The following is a 20,445-nucleotide window of genomic DNA, read 5'->3' on the forward strand; positions in this document are numbered from 1 at the left end:
CAGATCACTCGGGCGGTCCTGCCCGCAACCGGAGAAACGACGACGTAGACGAAGGGAAACAACCGTGTCGCAGACAGCGCGTATCGGGGTGATCGGTCTCGGCTGGATCGGTGGGGTCCATGCCGAATTCCTGACCAAGCTGGAGGGGATGGAGTTGGCCGGGGTGGCGGACGCCGCCGCCGAGGCCGCGGCGGAGCTCGGCGGCCGGTTCGGGGTTCCCCACTTCGACTCGGCGGCGGCGTTGCTCGAAGCCGTCGAGCTGGACGCCGTCATCGTCGCCGTGCCGCCCGCCTACCATCACGAGATCGTGCTGGCGGCGATCCGCCGGGGGGTCGGTGTGCTGTGCGAGAAGCCGCTCGCGCACGACCTGCCGACCATGGCCGAGATGGTGCAGGCGGCGGAGCAGGCGCAGGTGCCGACGATGATCGGGTTCCCGGCCCGGTTCGCGGTCTCCGCGGAGGAGTTCTGCCTGCTCCGGGACGCGGGCGAGCTGGGGGAGATCGAGCACATCCGGACCAACTTCCGGTTCTCCACCGCCAAGCATGACGAGTCGCACGGGCCGTGGCAGTGGAACAAGGCCGCCGGCGGTGGCGCGCTGCTGGAGGCGAGCCCCCACATGTGGGATCTGGTGCGCCACCTGACCGGCCAGGAAATCGTCGAGGTGTACGGGTTGGCCCGGCACTTCGACGGTGACCGCTCCGGCGCCGAGCGGGTCTTCACCGCCATCGCCAAGCTCTCCGGCGGCGCGTTGGCCACTGTGGATATGGCCTGTACTCTGCCGTGGGGCGCCACCACCGACAAGCGGACCGAGGTCTTCGGCACCGCCGGGATGGTCTACCTCGACGAGTTCACCAACTTCCTGACGGTCAACACCGAGGCGGGGTGCGAGATCGCGCCGGGCTCACGGATCTCCGGCACCGGCCACCCGGATGCGCTGTGGCACTCCCGAGTCAGCGGCGGGCTGCGCCGGGAACTGGAGTATTTCGCCCGCTGCGTACGTCAGGGCCTGACCCCGCAGCCGACGTTCCGGGACGGGCTGGAGGCCTCGTTGGCCGCGCACGCGGTAGACCGCGCGATCCGACAGGAGCGACCGGTCCGGGTGGACGAGCTCAGGTCGGTCTAGTGGCGGCCGGGATGGCGGCGGCCGGCCAGCCGCCCGGATACGTGGTGGACGACGAGGCGTTCCGGGCGCTGGTGGTGGCCGCTGACCCGCCCCGGCGGCTGCACACCGGGCTGACCTGGGCCGAAGGGCCGGTCTACCGGCCCGCCACCGACGACCTGCTCTTCAGCGATGTGCCCGGCGACACGATGTGGCGATGGTCGGCCACGGCCGGCGCGGAGGTCTACCGTCGCCCGTCCCAGTTCGCCAATGGCAGCACGCTCGACCAGCAGGGCCGGGTGGTCACCTGCGAGCAGGGCACCCGGCGGATTGCGCGGACCGAGCCGTACGGCAGCGTGGTGGGCGTGGTCGGGCATTTCGGCGGGGCGCGGTTGAACTCGCCCAACGACGTGGTGGTGCGCTCGGACGGGACGATCTGGTTCAGCGACCCGGACTACGGCATCCTCTCCAACGAGCAGGGCTACCAGGCGGAGAGCGAGTTGGGCCACTGCTACGTGTTCCGGTTCGACCCGCGCCAGGGACGGCTGAGCGTGGTCGCTGACGATCTGGTCAAGCCGAACGGTCTGGCGTTCTCGGTCGACGAAACGGTGCTGTACGTCACCGACAGCGCGGTCACCCATGACCCGGACGGTCCGCACCACATCCGGGCCTACGATGTCGTCGACCACGCCACCCTGGTGAACTCGCGGGTGGTGGCGGTGGTCGAACCCGGCTGGCCGGACGGGCTGCGGGTCGACGCGCAGGACCACCTGTGGGTCTCCTCCGGGGAGGGGATCCAGTGCTACACGCCGGATGGGCGGCTGCTGGGCCGGATCCGGCTGCCGGAGATCGCGGCGAACTGTGAGTTCGGCGGCCCCGACCGGAACCAGCTCTTCATCACCGCGACCTCGTCGCTATACCTGGCGCCGCTGCGGGTCGCTGGCGCACGCTGAGCCGGCAGGGGTTCAGCGGGCGACCGGGGTCCAGGTCGAGGTCTCCGCCGAGGCCAGCAGCGCGTCGGCGATGCGCGCCACCCGATAGCCGTCCTCGAAGTCCGGAGTGGCGGGTCGCTGCTCCGCGACCGCGGTGAGAAACTCGTGACACTCGATGATCTTGGTCTCGCCGTAGCCGATCCCGAGCGCGGGCCCCGGCCACAACCCCTCACCGTAGGGGTGCGGCGGTCCGGTGTAGATGGTCCGGAAACCGCGGCGGTTGGCCGGCTCATCGGCGTAGGCGACCCGCAGCTGGTCGCGCTGCTCGTAGTCGAAGCAGAGCGTGCCGCCGCTGCCGTGGATCTCGAAGGTGAGGTAGTTGTGCCGGCCGTGCGCCACCCGGGTCGCCTCCAGCGAGCCGACCGCGCCACCTTCGAAGCGCAGCAACGCCAACACCTCGTCGTCCACATCGACCTTCCCGTACCGTGGGGTCTGCTCGCCGCCGGTGGGGTCCGGGATCGGGCGCTGGTCGATGTAGCGGCGGGTCATCGCCGTCACCTCGCTCACCTCGCCGACCAGGTAGCGGGCGATGTCGAGGACATGGGAGGCGATGTCGCCGACCGCTCCGGAGCCGGCCGCCGCCCGCTGGAACCGCCACGCGTACGGGTGGTCCGGGTCGGCCGGCCAGTCCTGCAGGTAGGTGCCGCGGAAGTTCTGGATCGTGCCGAGCCGGCCCTCGTCGAGGATCTCGCGGGCGAGCGCGATCGCCGGCGTACGCCGGAAGTTGAACGCGGTCATGTGGATGACGCCGGCGCGTTGGACCGCCGACAGCATGGTGGCCGCCTCGTCGGCGGTGCGGGCGAGCGGCTTCTCACAGAGGATGTGCTTGCCGGCTTCGGCCGCCGCGATCGCGATCTCGGCGTGGCTGTCGTTCGGGGTGGCGATGTCCACCGCGTCGATTCTCGGGTCGGCCACCACCTCCCGCCAGTCGGTGGTCCAGCGTTCGAACCCGTACCGGTGGGCCTGGGCGGCGGCGAACGCCTCGGTCTGCTCGACCAGCACCTGCCGGATCGGGCGGACTGCGGCGGAGAAGAACATCGGGGCGGCGACGTAGCCGAGCGCGTGGGCTTTGCCCATGAAGCCGCCGCCGATCAGGGCGATGCGTAGGTCGGTCATGGCGATCAGAAGGTCTGGTAGCGCCCGTAGACCACCGCGAACGAGTCTCCCGCCAGCAGGTCGCGACGGGTCGCGCTCTCCCGCTCGAGCAGTTGTTCGGCGGTCTCCAGGACGGTCTCGACCTCGTCCGCGGCGAGCAGCAGGATGCCGTCCTCGTCGGCGACCAGCCAGTCTCCCGGGTCGGCGCGGACGTGGTTGGTGAGCGCTCCCGGCACCGCGATCGGCACGTCGAACTCCGATGGTTGCCAGCGGCCGTTGCCCTCTACCGGGCTGGTGCCGCGGGCGAACACCTCCCACCGGGGCATCTCCCGCAGCGCCGCCACGTCCCGGACCAGTCCGTCGACCACCGCCCCGACCGCGCCCTGTTCGCGGGCGGCGGTGCTGAGGATCTCGCCCCAGACGCCGGCGACCTGCTCGCCGCCGGTCGAGATGAGTAGGACGTGACCGGGCCGGACCGCCTCGAAGAGCCGGAACTCGTCCCACGGCGGGGGGACGCGTTCGGAGCGGGCTCTCGGGTCGGGCCGGCCGCTGACGGTGAGCACGCGGCCCGCCAGGCGGCCGGTGCCGGACTGGTGCCGTACTCCCAGATCGAGGCAGCGGGGGGTACCTCCCAGGGCCTCGACGGCGTCGAAGATCAGCGCGACGTCGAGTGCGCGCAGCCGCGCGCTGATGTCCTCAGGGTTCATGGTGGCCTCTCTAGGTGCGGTCTGCGGTGACCCGGACGGTGTCGATGGTGTTCGCCTCGATGTACTCCCAGTCCACTTGCCACCCCAGCCCGGGGACGGTGGGCAGGTCGATCATCCCGTCCGCGGACAGCTGGTACGGGGGAGCAGTCAGCCACGGCGGGGTCGCCTCGTAGTCGACCTCCGGGTGGAGCAGGCCGTACTCGAAGTGCGCGCCGGGCTGCGGCATCGACGCGATGACGTGCAGGCTCGCGAGCCCGCCGAGGTGGAAGGTGAGCGGCATGTTGAACGCCTCGCAGAGCCCGACCACTTTCAGCATCGGGGTGATGCCGCCGACGTCCACCGGGCCGACCCGGGCCAGGTCGCAGGCGCCGCGGACAATCCACTCCGCCCGGATCCCGCTCTTGCCCTCGGCGACCTCCGGGCCGGCGATCGGCAGCTCCAGCTGGTCGCAGAGCCAGACGTAGGCGGCGGTGGAGTCTTCGTCCATGGGTTCTTCGAGCCAGGCGAAGTCCAGCTCCTCGAGCGCCCGGCCGAGGTTGCGGGCCTGGGTGCGGGTATAGAAGTGGAACGGGTCGAGCATCAGCTCGATCTCTGAGCCGACCCGTTCCCGGACCGCTTGGCAGGCGGCGATGTCCCGGGCGATGGAGCGCTGCGCGTCGTCCCAGGGCGACCAGGTGTGGAGCTTGAAGGCGGTGAAGCCACGTTCGACGCACTGTTGCGCCAGGTCGGCGAAGGCGGCCGGGGTGGCCATCGCCGGGTCGTCGAGGCGGGCCACCACCGAGCTGGCGTACGCGGGGACGCGGTCGCGCGCCGCGCCGATCAGGTGGTAGACGGGTTTGCCCGCTTCCCGCCCGGCGAGGTCCCACAGCGCCAGGTCGACCAGGCACAGCGTGCGATCGCCGATCGCGGTCCGGTGCAGCCGCTGCAGCCGCCGCAGCTGCCCCCAGATCCGTTCCCGGTACTCGTGGCCCTCGCCCAGCAGCGCCGGAGCCAGCAGTTCGTTGAGGACCCATGGGCGGTCTCGTACGCCGTCCACCAGCATCGGGTCTTCGGCGAAGGCAACCCCGTAGTGACCGTCGCTGGTTTCGATCCGCAGCACCAGTTCGTGCCGTTCCCCGGGGTTGTCGACGGAGAGGTTCCCATCCCAGGTGCGGCCTACCCTGCCCTGGTAGCGGAAAAGGCGCGCCTCGACGGCGGTGATGGTCACGAGACCTCCGTAGCTGGCTCTGGAGCCCATGCCCGAGGATGGCCAGGGGCCGCACTATGGCTGGGATCATCTGGTGAAACTTGATTTGTCAGGTGATCCGACCCTACAGTCGGGCCCTCACCTGCGTCAACGAGCGGCAGGGCACCCCGCCACCCGGCGGGGCCCGATCAGAGAGGAGCGGCGTGGTCAGCCTGCAACGGCATCAGGAGAAGCTCAGCATTGGTAAGCACGGGCTGCGGGTCAGCCGACTGGGGGTCGGTACGGCGGCGCTCGGCGGGCTGTTCCGGAGCGTGCCGGAGTCAGCGTCGGACGAGCTGCTGCGCGCGGCGTTCCAGGCGGGCATCCGGTATCTCGACACCGCACCGCTCTATGGCCACGGTCGCTCGGAACGCCGGGTCGGCCGGGTGCTCGCCGACGACCACCCGGGCGACCTGGTGATCTCGACGAAGGTGGGGCGGCTGCTGCGCCCCGCGACCGAAGCCGCCGAGTCGATCTTCGAGGATCGCGACCCGTACGACGTGGTCTTCGACTTCAGCGCCGACGGCGTCCGGCGTTCGCTCACCGACAGCCTGGCCCGGCTCGGGGTGGAGCGGGTCGATCTGCTCTATATCCACGATCCGGACGACCACGCCGAGCAGGCGCTCCGGGAGGCGTACCCGGCGCTGGCCCAGCTGCGCGAGGAGGGGGTGGTCGGGGCGATCGGGATCGGCATGAATCAGAGCCGGGTCCCCACCAGGTTCGTCGAGGAGGCCGACATCGATGTGGTCCTGATCGCGGGCCGGTACACGCTGCTCGATCAGTCGGCGCAGGCGGACCTGTTGCCGGCCGCACAGCGGCGCGGGGTCAGCGTGGTCGCGGCGGGGGTCTACAACTCCGGTGTCCTGTTGGACCCGGTGGCGGGGACGTACGACTACGCGGCGGCGGCCGATGACATCCGCCAGCGCGCCCAGGAGGTGCGGGAGGTGGTCGCGGCGTACGGCGTTCCGGTCGCGGCCGCGGGGCTCCAGTTCCCGCTCCGGCATCCCGCGGTCGACGTCATCCTGGCCGGGCCGCGTAACTCCGAGGAGTTGCAGGAGAACATCGCCGCCTTTAACTACCCCGTACCCGAGGAGTTGTGGCAGGAGCTGGAGCAGCGTGGGTTGGTTGCGCCGGTCACCGCAGCCGGGTGACCCCTTGCCAGGTGGTGGAGGTGCGGCTTAGCATGACTCATTAACTGAAACTTGGGTTACTAGATGAAACGAGGATGCATGGGATTGTGGCGCCTTGGCATCGACGGCCGGGTCCGACTCGCCCGGGGGCCGGCCGAATCCGGCCCGGTCGAGCTGCTGCCCGAATCGCTCGGCGACCTGGAGTCCGTCCTCGCCAGCGAGCACGACGGCTTGCGCGAGGCGCTCGACGCCCCGGGCGCGGGGCCGGTGCCCCCCGGCGCGAGCATCCTCGCGCCGGTGGCGTCGCAGGACGTATGGGCGGCTGGGGTCACCTACAGCCGAAGCCGCGACGCCCGCAACGAGGAGTCCGGTGAGGTCCACTTCTACGACCTGGTCTACGAGGCCCGCCGACCGGAGCTGTTCTTCAAATCCAGCGGCCCCCGGGTACGCGGGCCGGGGCAACCCGTGGGGGTCCGGGCGGACTCCACCTGGGATGTACCAGAGCCCGAACTCGGCCTGGTGGCGAACGCCGCCGGTCGGCTGCTCGGCTACGTCGTAGGCAACGACGTCTCCTCCCGCAGCATCGAGGGGGAGAACCCGCTCTACCTCCCGCAAGCCAAGTGCTACACCGGCAGCTGCAGCCTCGGACCGTGCATCGTCCCGGTCGACGACGCGCCGCCGCTCGCCGACCTGCAGATCCGGGTGCTCATCCGCCGCGCCGGCAGCGCCATCTTCGAGGGCACGGTCGCGGTCGCAGACATGCGGCGGCGGCCGACGGAGCTACTGGACTGGCTCTTCCGGGCGATGGACTTCCCGGTCGGGGCGGTGCTGCTGACCGGCACCGCGCTGATCCCGCCCTCCGAGTTCGCGCTGCAGCCGCAGGATGAAGTGGCGATCTCCATCAACGGCCTGGGCACCCTGCGCAACCCGGTAGAGCTGGTGGGCCGGCCGGACCCGGAGCTCGCGACGGCCACCCCGGTCGGCCAACCGGGCTGAGCGACGCACGACCGAGAGGAAGAAACCCGCATGCGCGACGTCGAGACCGCGGTGACCGCTGCCGCAGCGGCGGCCACCGACTTCGACGGGCTCGGCCGCGCCGGCCGGGCGGAGCTGCTCACCGCCGCGGCGCACGCGCTTGCCGAGCGACGTGACGACGTGGTCGCGGTAGCGGACGAGGAGACCCGGCTCGGCCCGAACCGGTTGCACGGTGAGCTGACCCGTACCTGCTACCAACTGCAACTCTTCGCCGAGGTGCTGCACGATGGCGGCTACCTCGGAGCCACCATCGACCGGGCCGGCGACACCCCGGCCGGCCCGCGGCCCGACCTGCGCCGAATGCTGGTGCCGGTCGGGCCGGTCGCGGTCTTCGGCGCGAGCAACTTCCCGCTCGCCTTCAGCGTCCCCGGCGGCGATGTCGCCTCGGCGCTCGCCGCCGGCTGCCCGGTCGTGGTGAAGGCCCATCCGTCGCACCCCCGGACCAGCCGACTGTGCGCCGACATCCTCAGCTCGGTCCTGCCGCCGGGCACCTTCTCCCTGGTGGCCGGGTTCGAGGCGGGCCAGGCGCTGGTCCAGCATCCGGCCATCCGGGCGGTCGGGTTCACCGGCTCCACCGCCGGTGGTCGGGCGTTGTTCGACCTGGCCAACGCGCGACCCGACCCGATCCCGTTCTACGGCGAGCTGGGCAGCGTTAACCCGCTCGTGGTGACACCGGCGGCCGCGAGCCAACGCGCGGCCGAGATCGCGGCCGGTTTCGTCGGGTCGATGACGCTCGGGACCGGGCAGTTCTGCACCAAACCGGGGTTGCTCTTCATCCCGGCGGGCGCTGAGCAGCTGCGGTCGGCGCTCGCCGCCGAGGTGGCCGCCGTCGAAGCCGGCCCGATGCTCAGCGACGCCATCCACCGCGCGTTCGTCGACGAGGTCGCCACCCGGCGTACCGACGGGCGGCTTGAGGTGATCGGCACGGCGGCTGCGGAGCCCGGCGAGCGGGCGGGTGCGGCGGTGCTCTTCCGGGTCGCCGCCGCCGACCTGACGGCAACGCACCTGCAGGAGTGCTTCGGCCCCACCGCAGTAGTCGTCGAGTACGGCAGCGTGGCAGAACTCGTCGAGGCGCTGTCCCGGCTCGACGGGCAGCTGACCGCGACACTCCACTCCGGAGCTGACGAGGTGGCGCTGGTGGCGCAGCTGGTGGCGCAGCTACGACAGACGGCCGGCCGGCTGGTCTTCGACGGGTACCCCACCGGAGTCGCGGTCAGCTGGGCGATGCAGCACGGCGGCCCCTACCCGGCGACGACGAGCAGCGCCCACACCTCGGTGGGCGCTACCGCGATCGCCCGCTGGCTGCGGCCGGTGACCTACCAGAAGGCGCCGCAGTGGGCGCTGCCGCCGGAGCTGCGCGACGCTCCGCCGGAGCCGCTGCCCCGGCGGATCGACGGGACGCTAGAACTGCCCGGCCGGTAGCGGTGGCCCCGCCCGGGGCGGCTAGATCGTGCCGGTGCGGCCGAACTCACCGGAAATGATCGCCGCGGTGTCCCGGCACTTCATCCCCAGGTCGGCCACCCGGTCGGCGTCGGTGACCCGGTAGCTGGGGCCGGAGACACTGATCATCGCCACCACCTCACCGTCCTGGGCGACGATGGGAGCGCCCACGCAGCGGGCGTGGTCTTCGTTCTCCCGGTCGTCGATCGCATAACCGCGAGCCCGGGTCCGGTCCAGCTCCGCGCGCAGCGAGTCGAGGTCGACGATCGAGAACTCGGTGCGGGCGGTGAGCGGCAACCGCGCCAGCAGCTTCTCGCGTTCGTCGACCGCCATCCACGCCAGCGCCACCTTGCCCAGCGCGGTGGTGTGCAGCGGCATCGTCTGCCCGATCGCGGAGACCAACCGGACCGGGTGAGTGCCGTCGATCTTGTCGATGTAGATCACCTGGTCGTCGTCGCGGATGCCGAGGTGCACCGTTTCGCTGGTCACGTCCCGCAGCGCCAGCAGGTGTCCGTGGGCCAGCTCCCGGATCCCCGGCTGCAGCGTCGCCCCGCTCGCCAACCGCATGATCTTCGCCGTCAGTTGATACGCCCCGGAATCGTTCTGGCGGGCGTACCCCGCCTCGCACAAGGTGTGCAGCAGCCGCCCGACCGTGGCCTTATCCAGGCCGACCAGCTCGGCGACCCGGGTCGGCCCGACCGGCTCGGAAGCGCGCGAAAGCACCTCCATCACCTCTAGGCCCCGAAGCAGGGTCCGGGTGGGTTTCATCGCGCCCTCCGCGTCCGACGATCGTGCCCTCTACTCTATGGCGGCGGCGACGGCCGCCGTCAGGCAGCATCGCCAGGCTGGCCAAACGTCAGCGAGAAATGCGGCGACAGGGCTCGGAGGAGCGCCGGCGCGTCGAAGGCCGCGCCAGCGGCGGCGACGCCGCAGGTCCGGACCTGGCCGGAGAGGATGCGTTCGACGGCCGCCACCGCGAGCGGGGCGCTGCTGGCGTAGATGTCCCGACCGGCGGCGGCCACGCGACGCTCCTCGCCGCCGGCGCGGACGAGCACGTCGACGACGAAGGTCTGGGCAGAGCGGCCACGGTCGTCGATCGCGACCGGCCCCGTCGGGTCCGGAGCGGATAGATCCGCTACCGCTCGGCTGGTGAGGTAGGTGCGAACCTCCGGAATGGCCAGATGACTGGGAACGGTGACGACATCCGCCATTGCCAACTCGCCAACGACCTGCTGTGGGCCGAGCGGCGGCGGAAAGGGCCACGCCAGCGTCGGCAGCGGGTCGTGGTGATGGACCAGTCGGCCGCCGGTGTAGCGGAGGCGGCGGTCACCCCGCCGCGCTCTAGAGACCGCGCCCGCCGCGAGTGTGCCGACGGTAGGGCGCCAACTGTCCAGGCCGTAGGCGATGTGCGCCTCGTCGGCGGTGGCCCAGTCGCCCATCGCAGCGGTGACCAGCAGGTCGCCGAGCCCGCCATAGAACGCCATCGCCGGCACCACCACGACGCCCGCGGCGCGGGCGGGCTGGTCGAAGTGCGCGAACGTGTCGAGATTCGCCTCGATCTCGGCGGCCACGTCGACGTACGGGATACCGGCGCGCAGCGCCGCAGCCACCAGCGGGCCGGCGGTCGCCGCGAACGGGCCAGCACAGTTGATCACAGCCGCCGCGCCGACGAGCGCGCGGTCGAGCGAGGCCGGATCGTCGACCGACGCCCAGCGCGCCTCCGCGCCCGGCTGCGTCGGCGCCAGCCGCAACAGCTTCTCCCGGTCGCGTCCGAGCAGCAGCGGCGCGTGTCCACGCCCGCCCAGCTCCGCCACGACGAACCGCCCGGTGTGCCCGTACGCGCCGAAGACCGCGACCTGCCACGTCGATCCCATGCCTGCTCCCCGGATTCCGGTCGACCTCGTGGTCGACGCACGTCTGCGGAGAGCCTGACCCGCGCGGCGGCCGCGCACCAGCGTCTGGAACGACACCACCCATACAATTCCCGACATGCCTTTCCCTCGGCGCTCCGTCGCGGTCGCCACCACCGACCGGATGCTGCACCTGGAGCTGGCCTTGGCCTACGAGGTCTTCGGCTCGGCCCCAGCCTCCCTCCCCGGCCCCTGGTACGAGGTCGACGTGTGCGGCAGCCGACCGGTCCGGGTCGGCCGGTTCTTGCTGGAGCCGGATGCCGGGCTCGACCGGCTGCCGTACGCCGACACCGTGATCGTCCCGGCCGTGGCGGATACCGTCGCGGACCCGCCGGCCGAGCTGGTCGCTGCGGTGCGCGCCGCCCACGAAGCGGGCGCCCGAGTGGTCTCACTGTGCACCGGAGCCTTCGTGCTCGCCGCCGCCGGTCTGCTGGACGGGCTGCGCGCCACCACCCACTGGGCCCACACCGGGGAGCTGGCCACGCGTTACCCGCGGGTGCGGGTCGATCCGGACGTGCTCTACGTCGACAACGGCACAGTATTGACCTCCGCTGGCAAGGCCGCCGCGATGGACCTGTGCCTGCACGTGGTACGGCGCGACTACGGCCCGGCGATCGCCAATCTGGTCGCTCGCCGGCTGGTCGTGCCGCCCCACCGGGCCGGCGGCCAGGCCCAGTTCGTCACCACCCCGGTACCCACCCAGGACAGTCATCCGCTGGCGGAGCTGCTCCCATGGGCGATGCGCCGGCTGGACCAGCCGCTCACGGTGGCGGACCTGGCCCGGCAGGCGAACCTGAGTGAGCGCCAGCTGGCCCGCCACTTTCGGTCGGTGACCGGCACGACCCCACTGCAGTGGCTGTTGACGCAGCGGATCCGCCGCGCCCAGGAATTGCTCGAGAGCACCGACGACAGCGTCGACATGATCGCGTCGGCCGCCGGCATGGGTACGGCGACGACGCTGCGCCGCCACCTTCACCGTACGGTCGGGGTTACGCCGGCCGCCTACCGCCGGACCTTCCGGGGGGCGCGGGCCGGATCCGGTCGGCTGCCGCCTTGCGACAGTGCTAGCAGGACGGCTGCGGGCACCGCGGATCTGCCGTAGGGTGTCCGCCATGCCAGAGTCCCCCGCCGACACAGTCGCTGCTCCCGATCACCATGACACCGCATCATGCCCGGAGTGCGGGAGTCCACTAGCGGCCCTCCGTCATGCCCAATGGTGCCCTGGTTGCGAGTGGGGTCTGTACCGGTTCGCGCCGGAGCGGCAGCCAGCGGTCTTCGGTTGGCGCTGGCTCGACCGGTGGGCGCACCGAGTTGCGTTCACGCTGAACGGGCGGATGTTCCGGGCGCTGTCGGGAGGGGAGCTCAGACCGACCACGGTCACCCCGGCCCGGGCGTCGGTGATCGCGGCGTCGGTGGTCCTGTTGGCCGCAGTTGCGGCGATGTTCGTCGGTGGCGTCCTGCTGATCGTTGCCGACTTTCCTAGTTTGACGATCGTGCCCGGTCTCCTGCTGGTGCTGTTGGCGCTCGTGTTGCGTCCGCGGTTCGGCAAGCTCGACCCGCTGCTGGCGTCGTTGAGCAGGAACGATGCGCCGACCCTGTTTGATCTGATCGATCGGGTCGCGGACGCCACCGGGGCGCCGCGGCCGCAGGTGATCGGCGTCCACCGGGAGGTGAACGCGGCGGCCGGGGCGGTCGGCGTGCGGCGGCGACGGGTGCTGTCGTTGGGGCTGCCGCTGTGGGTGCAGCTGACTCCGCAGGAACAGGTTGCGCTGATCGCCCACGAGCTTGGCCACTTCGCCAACGGTGATGTGCGGCGTGGTCCACTCACGCAGCCGGCGCTGCTCACGCTCGGTACGGCGGCCCGGGTCCTGCTCCCTAACCCGGCCGATCTGGCGCGGGCTGGCAACCCGCTGCTGTACCTCGTCACTCTGATCATCCACTTGATTCAGGGGCTCATCGCTCGCGCATTGTGGACAGCCCAGCTGGTGCTGCTATGGCTTGGGCTGCGGGACACGCAGCGGGCGGAGTACCTGGCAGATGACCGGGCCACGGCCGTGGCCGGCTCGACCGCCGCCCGGGGGCTCATGGACGCGCTGGTCACCAGCGACACGGTGGCCGCGATGGTGGCCCGGGCAGCGCGGGAGAGCGACGAAGTGCCGCGCTGGCGCGCTGCGGCGGCGGCCAGCCGGCAGCGGCTCGCTGACCAGGTGCCGCTGCGCCACCAACTGTCCCTCGTCGACGATGCCTCGCTGTTCGCCACGCACCCACCGACCGGGTGGCGGCGCCGCATGATCGAGGCCCGGCCGTGGCGCGACCCGGCGATCGTCCTGACCGAGCACCAGTCTGCCCAGATCGACGCCGAGCTGGCGAAACACTACGCACGGGCGCGTCGTGATATCGGCGCTATCACCGTCGCGTGGTAGCCGAGTGGTGCGTGGGGCGACTTGCCGTGGTCATCTGGGCGCGAGGCCGCGCTCGACCGCCGCGACCACTAGTTCGTCCAACTCCTCGGGGGTAAACAGCTCTGGGAGTGTCAGCATTTCCACCATCAACCAGTTGAGCGCCAGGATGAGCAGTCTTACCGAGGTGGCGTCACCCGGCATGCCCTGGTCCAGGTGGTAGGCGACGTTGGCATCGACATCCGCGCGTACTCGGTTGGTGAGCACGGTGCGTAGCTCGGGCCGCCGGGTCGCCTCCAGCCGCAGCTCCAGCATGGCGAGGTAGCCGCTGCGGAACCCGGTTACCCGTTCGATGATCTCCCGCATCAGTTCGGTCAGCTTTGCCTGGTCCCGCGGGCCCTGCGCCGCTGCGGCCTGGGTGGCCTGGTCGGGCAGCCATCGCTCGTAAACCCGGTGGCTGCTCTGTATGAGCAGGTCGTCGCGATTGGCGAAGTAGTTGGAGGCGGTACCGACCGGGGTTCCAGCCTCGGCGTCGACCGCGCGGAAGGTGAGGCCGCGGGCGCCATCCCTGGCTAGAACCTCGATGGCCGCGTCAAGGAGGGCGGTTCGGCGCTCGAGGTTGGTTCGCACGTTGACACCGTATCAGGTGTAGTACTATGGTTGAACCACTTCAGCTGAAGTACTATGAGTGGAGTGATCTCGTGCGAAGGCTCGTCTACTACGTGGGCATCTCCATCGATGGCTACATCGCCGGCCCCGGTAATGAGGTCGACTTCTACCCCGTCGGCGACGACCTGGTCGAGTGGATGAAGGAGCGGCACCCGGAGCTGATCCCGACGCATATCCGGTCGCAGTTCGGGTTGACCGACGTCCCCAACCGGCGATTCGACGCGCTGGTGATGGGCCGCGGTACCTACCAGCCCGCCCTGGATATCGGCGTCACCAGCCCGTATTCCCCGCTGCGGCAGTACGTGGTCTCCTCGACGCTGGCGTCGATCGCCGACCCCTCGGTGGAACTCGTCACTGATGATCCCGTCGGCCTGGTGCGGCGACTGAAGGCCGAATCGTCTGATAAGGACATCTGCTTGGCCGGCGGCGGCAAGCTAGCCGGGACGCTGCTACCGGAGATCGACGAGCTACTCGTGAAGTGGTATCCCGTGGTGGCTGGCGCCGGCATCCCAGCCTTTCAAGGCACATTCAACCCGACGCCGTTCACCCCCACCCGGCGGGAGTCGTTTCGCAACGGGATCCAGGTGACGTGGTTCCAACGCACCCATAGCTGATCCGCGGTGGCGTCCACCAGGTTACGGCGGGCGGCACGGTTACCGACCGGGGGCGCCGGCGGTGTCAGGGCGGTCATCTCCACCCCGGACGGACCTGCCGGTCGTCCCCGGTCCACGAGTTGTTCGGTTCGGTCAGGGGCTGGTGCAGGTGAGCGTCGGCGTCGACGGTGACCCGTCGGCGAGGAAGCCGAAGGTCGTCTGCCCGTTGGCGGCGAGCGAGCCGTTCCAGCTTTCGTTCACCACTGTGGCGGTAGTGCCGTCGACGTTCAACACCCCGCCCCACACTTGGCTGATCGACTGGCCGCTGGCCAGCGGCCAGCTCACCGTCCAGCCACTGATGCCAGCCGTCCCGGCCTGTACCGTCACTTCGCCCTGGTAACCGCCCGGCCAGGAGTTGACCGTTTCGTAGGTCGCCGCGCAGTCACCGGTGGGTGGCGGGTCGGTGGTCGGAGGGGCTGTCGTGGGGGGATCCGTCGTCGGGGGTGTCGTCGTCGGGGGCGCGCTGGTCGGCGGGGAGCTCTCGAACTGGCTGAAGAAATCCCAGGTCACGCCGGGTAGCCACTGAGTGCCGCCGTGGCTCGGTGCCGCGTCGTGGTCGCCGTCGAAGACGTGCCAGGCGACCGGATGGCCGGCCGAGCACCCGGAGTACTCGAAGCTGGTCCGGCTCCCGCTGCCGACGGATGGCTCCGGCGGATTCGCCGGGGTGCAGCCGTTGTTCTGCACGAACCGGTCACGCATCGTCCGGGCTCCGGAGATCGGCAGCACCGAGTCGGTGGTGCCGTGTACCTGAAGGTACGCGATCGGTGAGTTACCGCCACTGCATCCGCTGATCAGCCCGGCGGAGTAGATCGCGACCGCTCGGAACTCGTCCGGTCGGGCACAGGCGAGGGCGAAGCTCATGCCGCCGCCGTAGCTGAATCCCAGCGCGAACCGCTGCGTGGTGTCCACACAGAGGTCCGCCTCGAGCTGGCTGATCATGTCGTCGACGAAGGTGACGTCTCGACCGCCGGGGTTGGCCCAACCGTTGTCGAGACCTTGTGGCGCGACGAAGATGGCGCTGTTGTTGGCGCGGGAGTGAAGCCCGTAGTAGGGCTCTACCCATCCGCCGTTGGCGACGTCAGTCGCATTGCCGTTCAACCAGTGGAAGCCGAAGATCAGCCGATACGGCTGGTTCTGGTCGTAGTTGTCGGGCAGCCGCAGGATGAAGCTCCGGTTCTGGCCACCGCTGGAGATCGAGTGCGTACCGTTGGTCAGGCTCGGGGCGGTTCCGCACCCGGCGGTGGACGCGACGACGCCGACGTTCGCTGCCGCCGGGGTGAGCCCGGTGACGGCGGCGCCGGCGCCGGCGCCGGTGACGACAAGGGTTGCCGCGGCGGCTAACCCCAGCCACCGTCGACGGAAGTTAGTTAGTTGCTTCACGGGTTTGCTCCCATGCTGTAGCTCGCTAATGGCTTAATTTAGGAACTGGTGCAGGTGAGGGTCGGCGATGCGGCGTCACCGCCGCCGAGGAACCCAAAGGTGACGCTGCCGTTGGCGGCGACCGAACCGTTCCAGGACTCGTTCTGGACCGTGTAGCCCGGTCCGTCGCCGAGCAGGGTGCCGTTCCATAGCTGAGTGACGGTTGTTCCGCTGGGGAAGGTCATGTCCACCGCCCAGCCGTTGAGGGCCGAGCTGCCGGCTTGGACGGTCACTTCGCCTTGGAAGCCGCCGGACCAGGCGTTGATCTGGCTGTAGCTGGCCGAGCAGTCACCGCCGACCGGGGGTGGTGAGGTAGGCGGTGATGTGGTGGGCGGCGGCGAGGTCGGGGGTGAGGTGGTGGGCGGTGATGTGGTGGGCGGCGGCGAGGTCGGCGGAGCGCCGGTGATGCCGAAGAACTCGACGGCGGACGCGGCCATGCCGCCGGACGGCAGGCTGTGCCCGGCGCCCTGGATGCTGTACGCCTCGACCAGGACCGCGCCGGAGCTGTCAGCGAAGCTGCGGCGGTTCCAGCCAGGCTGGGGGGTGTCGGTGCCGGTCGGAGTCTGGCTCAGGCCGAACACATTGGTCCACTGCTTTACCGTCTCCTGCAACAGTTGGTACGGCACGAGCGTGTCGTTGGTGCCGTGCCACAGTTGCACCGGCGGCCGAGGACCGCTATAGCCGGGGTACGCCTGCCGGACGGAGTCACCCCACTGCTGCGGCGTCCGGTTCATGTTGCCGCCGGTGCAGTTGCTGTTGCCGGGTGGGAAGTCCGCGGCGTTGGCGAAGCAGTCGAAGGGGACACCCATGAACGCGGCACCGGCCTGGAAGACATCCGGATAGAGCGCCAGCAGCTGATTGGTCATCATGCCGCCGGAAGAGCTCCCGGTGGCGTAGACCCGGTCCGGGTCACCACTGTGCTGCTGCTGGGTGTAGTTGATCATCGACATGATCGAAACTGGGTCGCTGCCGCCGTCGCGGGTCTTGGCCGCGGCCGACCAGGTGTCGAAACAGTTGCCGAACCCGGCCTGTTGGGTGGCGGTCGGGTAGATGACGATGAAGCCGTGCTGGTCAGCGAGCGAGGCGAACTCGCTGCTCGAGTAGAAGCCAGGCCCAGAGCCGCCGCAGCCGTGCATGGCCACCACGATCGCCGGGTTGCTCGGGCGGGAGTCCGGCACGTAGATGTGCATCTGCATCCCGCCGGGATTGTTGCCGAAGCTAGTGACCTCGGTCAATTGGGCTGCGGCGGCTGGCTTGGTCAGTGCTGGAGCTACCAGCGTCAAACCGACAACCAGGGCCGCCACCGCTAAGCCGTGGCCGAGTCTTCGATGCGCAGTCCGCATGTGTCTGCTCCTCAGGTCGCTAGGACGTGGGATAGATCGCTCGTGGCTGGCTCGCCTGGGCAGCAGCTGCGGTAACCCGTGCCCAGGGGGTACCAAGTCAGCTGCCCGAGTGGCGTGCCGGCTCCCGCGATCGCCAGACGTATGACAGATAGTGTTACCGCTGTCTCAACAACTGTCAAGCGACGTTGGCCGATGGCGGAAAGTGCGCTGGTCGCGCTGCTGAGAGGGCGGCAGGATAGCCCGTCGGTGGCGGTCGCGCAGCGGTTCCCCCACCATCCTGCGATCACCCGCCGTGGCGGGATAACGTCGCGCTACCAGGGGGAGGTGTGCGACATGGCCCACAATGATGAGGTATTTCTCTACCTCGGCGTCTACGACGACCCAGCCGTCGCCGAGGAGGCGTACGAGGCCGTCAAGCAGCTGCACCAGGAAGGCATCATCGGCAGCTACGATGCCGCCGAGGTGATCCGGCACGACCACTCGGTCAAGGTTCACAAGCGTGAGAAGCCCACCCAACACGGCGCCTGGACCGGCCTGGTCGCCGGTGGGGTGATCGGGCTGTTGTTCCCGCCGGCCCTGATCGGCGGCGCGGCGTTGGCCGCTGGCGGCGCGGTCGCTGGCGGGGTCATCGGCCACCTATGGCGAGGGCTGTCCCGCAGTGACCTCAAGGAGCTGGGGGAGGAGCTGGACCAGGGGCAGGCTGCGCTCATCGTGGTCGCCAAGGACCGCATCGACGAGCAGATCGACAAGGCCTACCGGCGGGCCAGGCGGTCAGCGCGTAAACAGCTGCATGTCGATCTCGATCAGATGCAACGGGAGGTGGAGAACGCGTTCGCCGAGTCCACCAGGTAGCGCCCCGGCCGACCCGGCGGTGCGGCGACCAGCCCGACAGCCATACCCTTTGGCTATGACCAATGTGCGCGGGGTCCCCGGTGGCTAGTAGGGACGACCAGACGGCGAGGGCCCGGCGGGTCTGGGACAAGGTCGCTCCCCGCTACGACCGGGGGATCGCGTTCTGGGAGCGGGGCCTGTTCGAAGGTGGCCGGGAGTGGGTCTGCTCCCGCGCCACCGGCCAAGTGCTGGAGGTCGCGGTCGGGACCGGCCGCAACCTTCCGTTCTATCCCAGCGGGGTAACGGTCACCGGCGTCGAGTTGAGCCCGGCGATGCTGGCGATCGCCGAGCAATACGCCGCCGGCCTCGGTCTGGCGACCGACCTGCGCGAGGGCGACGCGCAAGCCCTGCCGTTCGCCGACGCCAGCTTCGACACAGTGGTCTGTACTCTGTCGCTGTGCGCCATTCCGGATCACGCCAGGGCGATCGCGGAGATGGCCCGGGTGCTGCGGCCCGGCGGCCGACTGCTGCTGTTGGACCACATCGGCAGTCGCTGGTGGCCGGTCTGGCTCGGCCAGCGGCTCCTTGAGGTGGTCACTGCCCGGGCCGCCGGGGAGTACCTGACCCGCCGGCCGGCAAGGCTGTTGGCCGCCGCCGGGCTGCAGATCACCGAGTCCGAACGGCTCAAGCTCGGCGCGGTGGAGCGGGTCGCGGCCCGCAAGCTGGGTCCGTGAGGTCGCGGCGCGATGCGTGATCGGGTGCGTTCATGGTTTGCGAAGCCGTTGGTGGTCGTCCCGTTAGCGGCGGCCATGCTGATTTTCGTAGTGGTCCTCGATGTGAATCGACTCCGCGACTCGGCCATCTGGGGTACCTCGGACTGGCTAGTCGGCGCCCTCGGCGGGCTCGGCGTGGGCCTGATCGGCATCGTTCTGATCGGACGGGCGACCCGCAGACTGGCGAACGGGCACAGGATTGTTGATCGAGTTTGCTCGTTCGGATTCGCTTACAGCGCCACGATGGTCATCGTGTTCGCCTTCACCCACAACCGGTACGGTCCTCTGCCGAGCGCCGACAGTCCACTCATGGTGGCGGCGCTGTCCGCGCCAGTGGTCCTGGCACCTGGTCTGGCGGTCATGCTGGTGGTGGCAGCAGTTGTCCACCAGCGCCGGGGCCGCGGGCACGCCCACGGCCGGGCTGCCGACACACCCACGGACAGGGGATAGGTGCCGGTGCCAAAGATTTCGGTCAGCGGCCGGTGGCGCCGTCGATCTGCTCGCGGAGGATGTCGGCGTGCCCGGCGTGCCGACCGGTCTCCTCGACCATGTGCACCAGCACCCACCGCATCGACGGGGCCGGTCCCCGGCGCGGGGCGCGCGGGGAGGGCAGGGCCAGATCCGGGCAGGCGTCGATGACCCGGTTTGCCTGCTCGATCGCCGCCCGATAGTCGGCGAGCACACCCTCGACGGTGTCGGTCGGGGCCGGTCGCATGGTCGCCGGCCAGTCGCGGACATCCTCGCTGAGGAAGTAGAACCGCTCGACGTACCCCAGGTGTTTGAGCAGACCGAGCAGGCTGGTGCCCGAGGGCACCCCGCCGGTGCGGACCTGCGGCTCTGGTGCGTCGGCGACTTTTGCCGCGATCGAGGTTCGCAGGTAGTCGAGGAAGCCGGTCAGCGTTGCCTTCTCGTCGGCGCCGGTCGCTGGCGGCTTGGCGTCGCGGGCCCGGCTCGCCGGTCGCCGCGGGTGGTCGTCTGGCATCGGGCTACTCCCAGTCAGGTTGGTCGGATGGTGTCGGCGGTCAGTCGGTGCTCCGTTGGATCAACAGGACGTGGTCGGTGACGGTGGCGACCGGCTATCGACAGCGTCTCGCCGGGCGGTACCCACTTGCAAGAAAAGTTGCGGATCCGCATGATTGGCGTATGGACAACCCCCCAGGAGACGTGTTGGCTGGCGTGGGGCCGCGGTTGCGCGCCCTGCGCCGGGCGCGGAGCACCACGCTGGCGGCGCTGGCCGCCGAGACCGGCCTCACCGCAAGCACCCTGTCGCGGCTTGAGAACGGCAAGCTCCGCCCCACCCTGGAGCAGCTGTTGCCGTTGGCCCGGGCACACGGCGTCCCGTTGGATGATCTCGTCGCGGCGCCGCCTACCGGGGACCCCCGGGTGCATCTGCGACCAGTACGAAGAGCCGGGCTGGTGCTGGTGCCGCTGACCAGACGGCCCGGCGGCATCCAGGCATACAAGGTGATCTACCCGCCCGCCGGTCGTTCGCCGGCCATGCCGCCACAGGCTCACGACGGGTACGAGTGGCTCTACGTCCTCAACGGGCAGATTCGGCTTCGCCTTGGCGAGCAGGAGTTCCGGCTCGGTGTCGGCGAGGCTGCGGAGTTCGACACCCGCGTGCCACACCGGATCGGCAGCGCCGATGACCAACCCGCGGAGGTGCTCGCCCTGTTCGGCCCCCAGGGGGAGCGAGCCCATCTGGCGGCGCCGACACGGTGACGA

At 70.2% G+C, this 20,445-nt stretch carries 21 protein-coding genes; 12 read left to right on the forward strand and 9 right to left on the reverse strand.

The features are described 5' to 3' along the window. Positions 1-64: 64 nt before the first annotated feature. Both JQS43_RS03090 and JQS43_RS03095 read left to right on the forward strand, forming a co-directional pair. Positions 65-1,123, forward strand: a complete 1,059-nt coding sequence (locus tag JQS43_RS03090; protein WP_239677539.1) for a Gfo/Idh/MocA family protein — start codon at positions 65-67, stop codon at positions 1,121-1,123. After that, entirely contained in the window at positions 1,123-2,052 is a 930-nt protein-coding gene (locus JQS43_RS03095; protein ID WP_239677540.1) for an SMP-30/gluconolactonase/LRE family protein, read from the forward strand. Before JQS43_RS03090 ends, JQS43_RS03095 begins: the two co-directional genes overlap by 1 nt. A gap of 12 nt (positions 2,053-2,064) precedes the next feature. Here the strand turns inward: JQS43_RS03095 and JQS43_RS03100 are convergent, their stop codons facing one another. From JQS43_RS03100 to JQS43_RS03110, 3 genes are read right to left on the reverse strand one after another with little or no spacing between them, the layout of a single operon-like run. Beyond that, entirely contained in the window at positions 2,065-3,207 is a 1,143-nt protein-coding gene (locus JQS43_RS03100) for a Gfo/Idh/MocA family protein (RefSeq protein ID WP_239677541.1), read from the reverse strand. 5 nt (positions 3,208-3,212) lie between these two features. After that, entirely contained in the window at positions 3,213-3,893 is a 681-nt protein-coding gene (locus JQS43_RS03105) for an RraA family protein (protein WP_239677542.1), read from the reverse strand. Positions 3,894-3,903: 10 nt separating this feature from the next. After that, on the reverse strand, positions 3,904-5,100 hold the full coding sequence (locus tag JQS43_RS03110; protein ID WP_239677543.1) for an enolase C-terminal domain-like protein: 1,197 nt from the start codon (positions 5,098-5,100) through the stop codon (positions 3,904-3,906). A 182-nt stretch (positions 5,101-5,282) separates the two neighbouring features. On the opposite strand from JQS43_RS03110, the gene JQS43_RS03115 reads away from it, so the two are divergent. The 3 genes from JQS43_RS03115 to JQS43_RS03125 all read left to right on the forward strand — a co-directional run bounded on the left by JQS43_RS03115 (position 5,283) and on the right by JQS43_RS03125 (position 8,705). Continuing rightward, complete coding sequence (locus JQS43_RS03115) at positions 5,283-6,269, forward strand: aldo/keto reductase (RefSeq protein ID WP_239677544.1); 987 nt, start codon at positions 5,283-5,285, stop codon at positions 6,267-6,269. 78 nt (positions 6,270-6,347) lie between these two features. Next, entirely contained in the window at positions 6,348-7,244 is an 897-nt protein-coding gene (locus tag JQS43_RS03120) for a fumarylacetoacetate hydrolase family protein (protein WP_239677545.1), read from the forward strand. A gap of 30 nt (positions 7,245-7,274) precedes the next feature. Continuing rightward, positions 7,275-8,705 (forward strand): aldehyde dehydrogenase (NADP(+)), encoded by a 1,431-nt coding sequence (locus tag JQS43_RS03125; RefSeq protein ID WP_239677546.1) that lies wholly within the window; start codon positions 7,275-7,277, stop codon positions 8,703-8,705. A 21-nt stretch (positions 8,706-8,726) separates the two neighbouring features. Here the strand turns inward: JQS43_RS03125 and JQS43_RS03130 are convergent, their stop codons facing one another. Continuing rightward, on the reverse strand, positions 8,727-9,491 hold the full coding sequence (locus tag JQS43_RS03130; protein ID WP_239677547.1) for an IclR family transcriptional regulator: 765 nt from the start codon (positions 9,489-9,491) through the stop codon (positions 8,727-8,729). 59 nt (positions 9,492-9,550) lie between these two features. Next, positions 9,551-10,597, reverse strand: coding sequence for a saccharopine dehydrogenase NADP-binding domain-containing protein (locus JQS43_RS03135; protein ID WP_239677548.1), 1,047 nt, complete (start codon positions 10,595-10,597; stop codon positions 9,551-9,553). A gap of 115 nt (positions 10,598-10,712) precedes the next feature. Here JQS43_RS03135 and JQS43_RS03140 point away from each other — a divergent pair, with 115 nt between their 5' ends. Continuing rightward, positions 10,713-11,735: a helix-turn-helix domain-containing protein gene (locus JQS43_RS03140; RefSeq protein WP_239677549.1), complete on the forward strand. Its 1,023-nt coding sequence runs from the start codon at positions 10,713-10,715 to the stop codon at positions 11,733-11,735. A gap of 10 nt (positions 11,736-11,745) precedes the next feature. Continuing rightward, the gene (locus JQS43_RS03145) at positions 11,746-13,056 is read left to right on the forward strand and encodes a M48 family metalloprotease (RefSeq protein ID WP_239677550.1); all 1,311 of its coding nucleotides are present in this window, start codon (positions 11,746-11,748) and stop codon (positions 13,054-13,056) included. 30 nt (positions 13,057-13,086) lie between these two features. Here JQS43_RS03145 and JQS43_RS03150 read toward each other — a convergent pair whose 3' ends face one another. After that, entirely contained in the window at positions 13,087-13,662 is a 576-nt protein-coding gene (locus tag JQS43_RS03150; RefSeq protein WP_239677551.1) for a TetR/AcrR family transcriptional regulator, read from the reverse strand. Between the two features lie 26 nt (positions 13,663-13,688). Here JQS43_RS03150 and JQS43_RS03155 point away from each other — a divergent pair, with 26 nt between their 5' ends. Then, positions 13,689-14,315 (forward strand): dihydrofolate reductase family protein, encoded by a 627-nt coding sequence (locus JQS43_RS03155; RefSeq protein WP_239677552.1) that lies wholly within the window; start codon positions 13,689-13,691, stop codon positions 14,313-14,315. 132 nt (positions 14,316-14,447) lie between these two features. Here the strand turns inward: JQS43_RS03155 and JQS43_RS03160 are convergent, their stop codons facing one another. Next, positions 14,448-15,734 carry a CE1 family esterase gene (locus JQS43_RS03160; RefSeq protein ID WP_239677553.1) on the reverse strand — a complete coding sequence of 429 codons (1,287 nt, stop codon included), beginning with the start codon at positions 15,732-15,734 and terminating at the stop codon, positions 14,448-14,450. Between the two features lie 38 nt (positions 15,735-15,772). Next, positions 15,773-17,116, reverse strand: a complete 1,344-nt coding sequence (locus JQS43_RS03165; protein ID WP_239677554.1) for an extracellular catalytic domain type 1 short-chain-length polyhydroxyalkanoate depolymerase — start codon at positions 17,114-17,116, stop codon at positions 15,773-15,775. A gap of 192 nt (positions 17,117-17,308) precedes the next feature. Between JQS43_RS03165 and JQS43_RS03170 the strand changes: the two genes are divergently transcribed. The 3 genes from JQS43_RS03170 (at position 17,309) to JQS43_RS03180 (ending at position 19,170) form a co-directional block, all read left to right on the forward strand. Beyond that, positions 17,309-17,968, forward strand: coding sequence for a DUF1269 domain-containing protein (locus JQS43_RS03170; RefSeq protein WP_239677555.1), 660 nt, complete (start codon positions 17,309-17,311; stop codon positions 17,966-17,968). An 80-nt stretch (positions 17,969-18,048) separates the two neighbouring features. After that, entirely contained in the window at positions 18,049-18,681 is a 633-nt protein-coding gene (locus JQS43_RS03175) for a class I SAM-dependent methyltransferase (protein ID WP_239677556.1), read from the forward strand. 12 nt (positions 18,682-18,693) lie between these two features. Next, positions 18,694-19,170 (forward strand): hypothetical protein, encoded by a 477-nt coding sequence (locus tag JQS43_RS03180; RefSeq protein WP_239677557.1) that lies wholly within the window; start codon positions 18,694-18,696, stop codon positions 19,168-19,170. 22 nt (positions 19,171-19,192) lie between these two features. Here JQS43_RS03180 and JQS43_RS03185 read toward each other — a convergent pair whose 3' ends face one another. After that, complete coding sequence (locus JQS43_RS03185; RefSeq protein WP_239677558.1) at positions 19,193-19,702, reverse strand: DinB family protein; 510 nt, start codon at positions 19,700-19,702, stop codon at positions 19,193-19,195. 161 nt (positions 19,703-19,863) lie between these two features. On the opposite strand from JQS43_RS03185, the gene JQS43_RS03190 reads away from it, so the two are divergent. Beyond that, positions 19,864-20,442, forward strand: a complete 579-nt coding sequence (locus JQS43_RS03190; protein ID WP_239677559.1) for a helix-turn-helix domain-containing protein — start codon at positions 19,864-19,866, stop codon at positions 20,440-20,442. Positions 20,443-20,445 lie beyond the last annotated feature (3 nt).

Source organism: Natronosporangium hydrolyticum (assembly GCF_016925615.1).
GTDB classification, from domain to species: domain Bacteria; phylum Actinomycetota; class Actinomycetes; order Mycobacteriales; family Micromonosporaceae; genus Natronosporangium; species Natronosporangium hydrolyticum.

Bases quoted from the DNA above. Each gene is read 5' to 3' on its own strand.
- JQS43_RS03155 (WP_239677552.1), top strand. From the start codon at position 13,689: ATGGTTGAACCACTTCAGCTGAAGTACTATGAGTGGAGTGATCTCGTG.
- JQS43_RS03135 (WP_239677548.1), bottom strand. From the start codon at position 10,597: ATGGGATCGACGTGGCAGGTCGCGGTCTTCGGCGCGTACGGGCACACC.
- JQS43_RS03140 (WP_239677549.1), top strand. From the start codon at position 10,713: ATGCCTTTCCCTCGGCGCTCCGTCGCGGTCGCCACCACCGACCGGATG.
- JQS43_RS03180 (WP_239677557.1), top strand. From the start codon at position 18,694: ATGCGTGATCGGGTGCGTTCATGGTTTGCGAAGCCGTTGGTGGTCGTC.
- JQS43_RS03185 (WP_239677558.1), bottom strand. From the start codon at position 19,702: ATGCCAGACGACCACCCGCGGCGACCGGCGAGCCGGGCCCGCGACGCC.
- JQS43_RS03125 (WP_239677546.1), top strand. From the start codon at position 7,275: ATGCGCGACGTCGAGACCGCGGTGACCGCTGCCGCAGCGGCGGCCACC.
- JQS43_RS03190 (WP_239677559.1), top strand. From the start codon at position 19,864: ATGGACAACCCCCCAGGAGACGTGTTGGCTGGCGTGGGGCCGCGGTTG.
- JQS43_RS03165 (WP_239677554.1), bottom strand. From the start codon at position 17,116: ATGCGGACTGCGCATCGAAGACTCGGCCACGGCTTAGCGGTGGCGGCC.
- JQS43_RS03120 (WP_239677545.1), top strand. From the start codon at position 6,348: ATGGGATTGTGGCGCCTTGGCATCGACGGCCGGGTCCGACTCGCCCGG.
- JQS43_RS03170 (WP_239677555.1), top strand. From the start codon at position 17,309: ATGGCGGAAAGTGCGCTGGTCGCGCTGCTGAGAGGGCGGCAGGATAGC.
- JQS43_RS03145 (WP_239677550.1), top strand. From the start codon at position 11,746: ATGCCAGAGTCCCCCGCCGACACAGTCGCTGCTCCCGATCACCATGAC.
- JQS43_RS03130 (WP_239677547.1), bottom strand. From the start codon at position 9,491: ATGAAACCCACCCGGACCCTGCTTCGGGGCCTAGAGGTGATGGAGGTG.
- JQS43_RS03105 (WP_239677542.1), bottom strand. From the start codon at position 3,893: ATGAACCCTGAGGACATCAGCGCGCGGCTGCGCGCACTCGACGTCGCG.
- JQS43_RS03100 (WP_239677541.1), bottom strand. From the start codon at position 3,207: ATGACCGACCTACGCATCGCCCTGATCGGCGGCGGCTTCATGGGCAAA.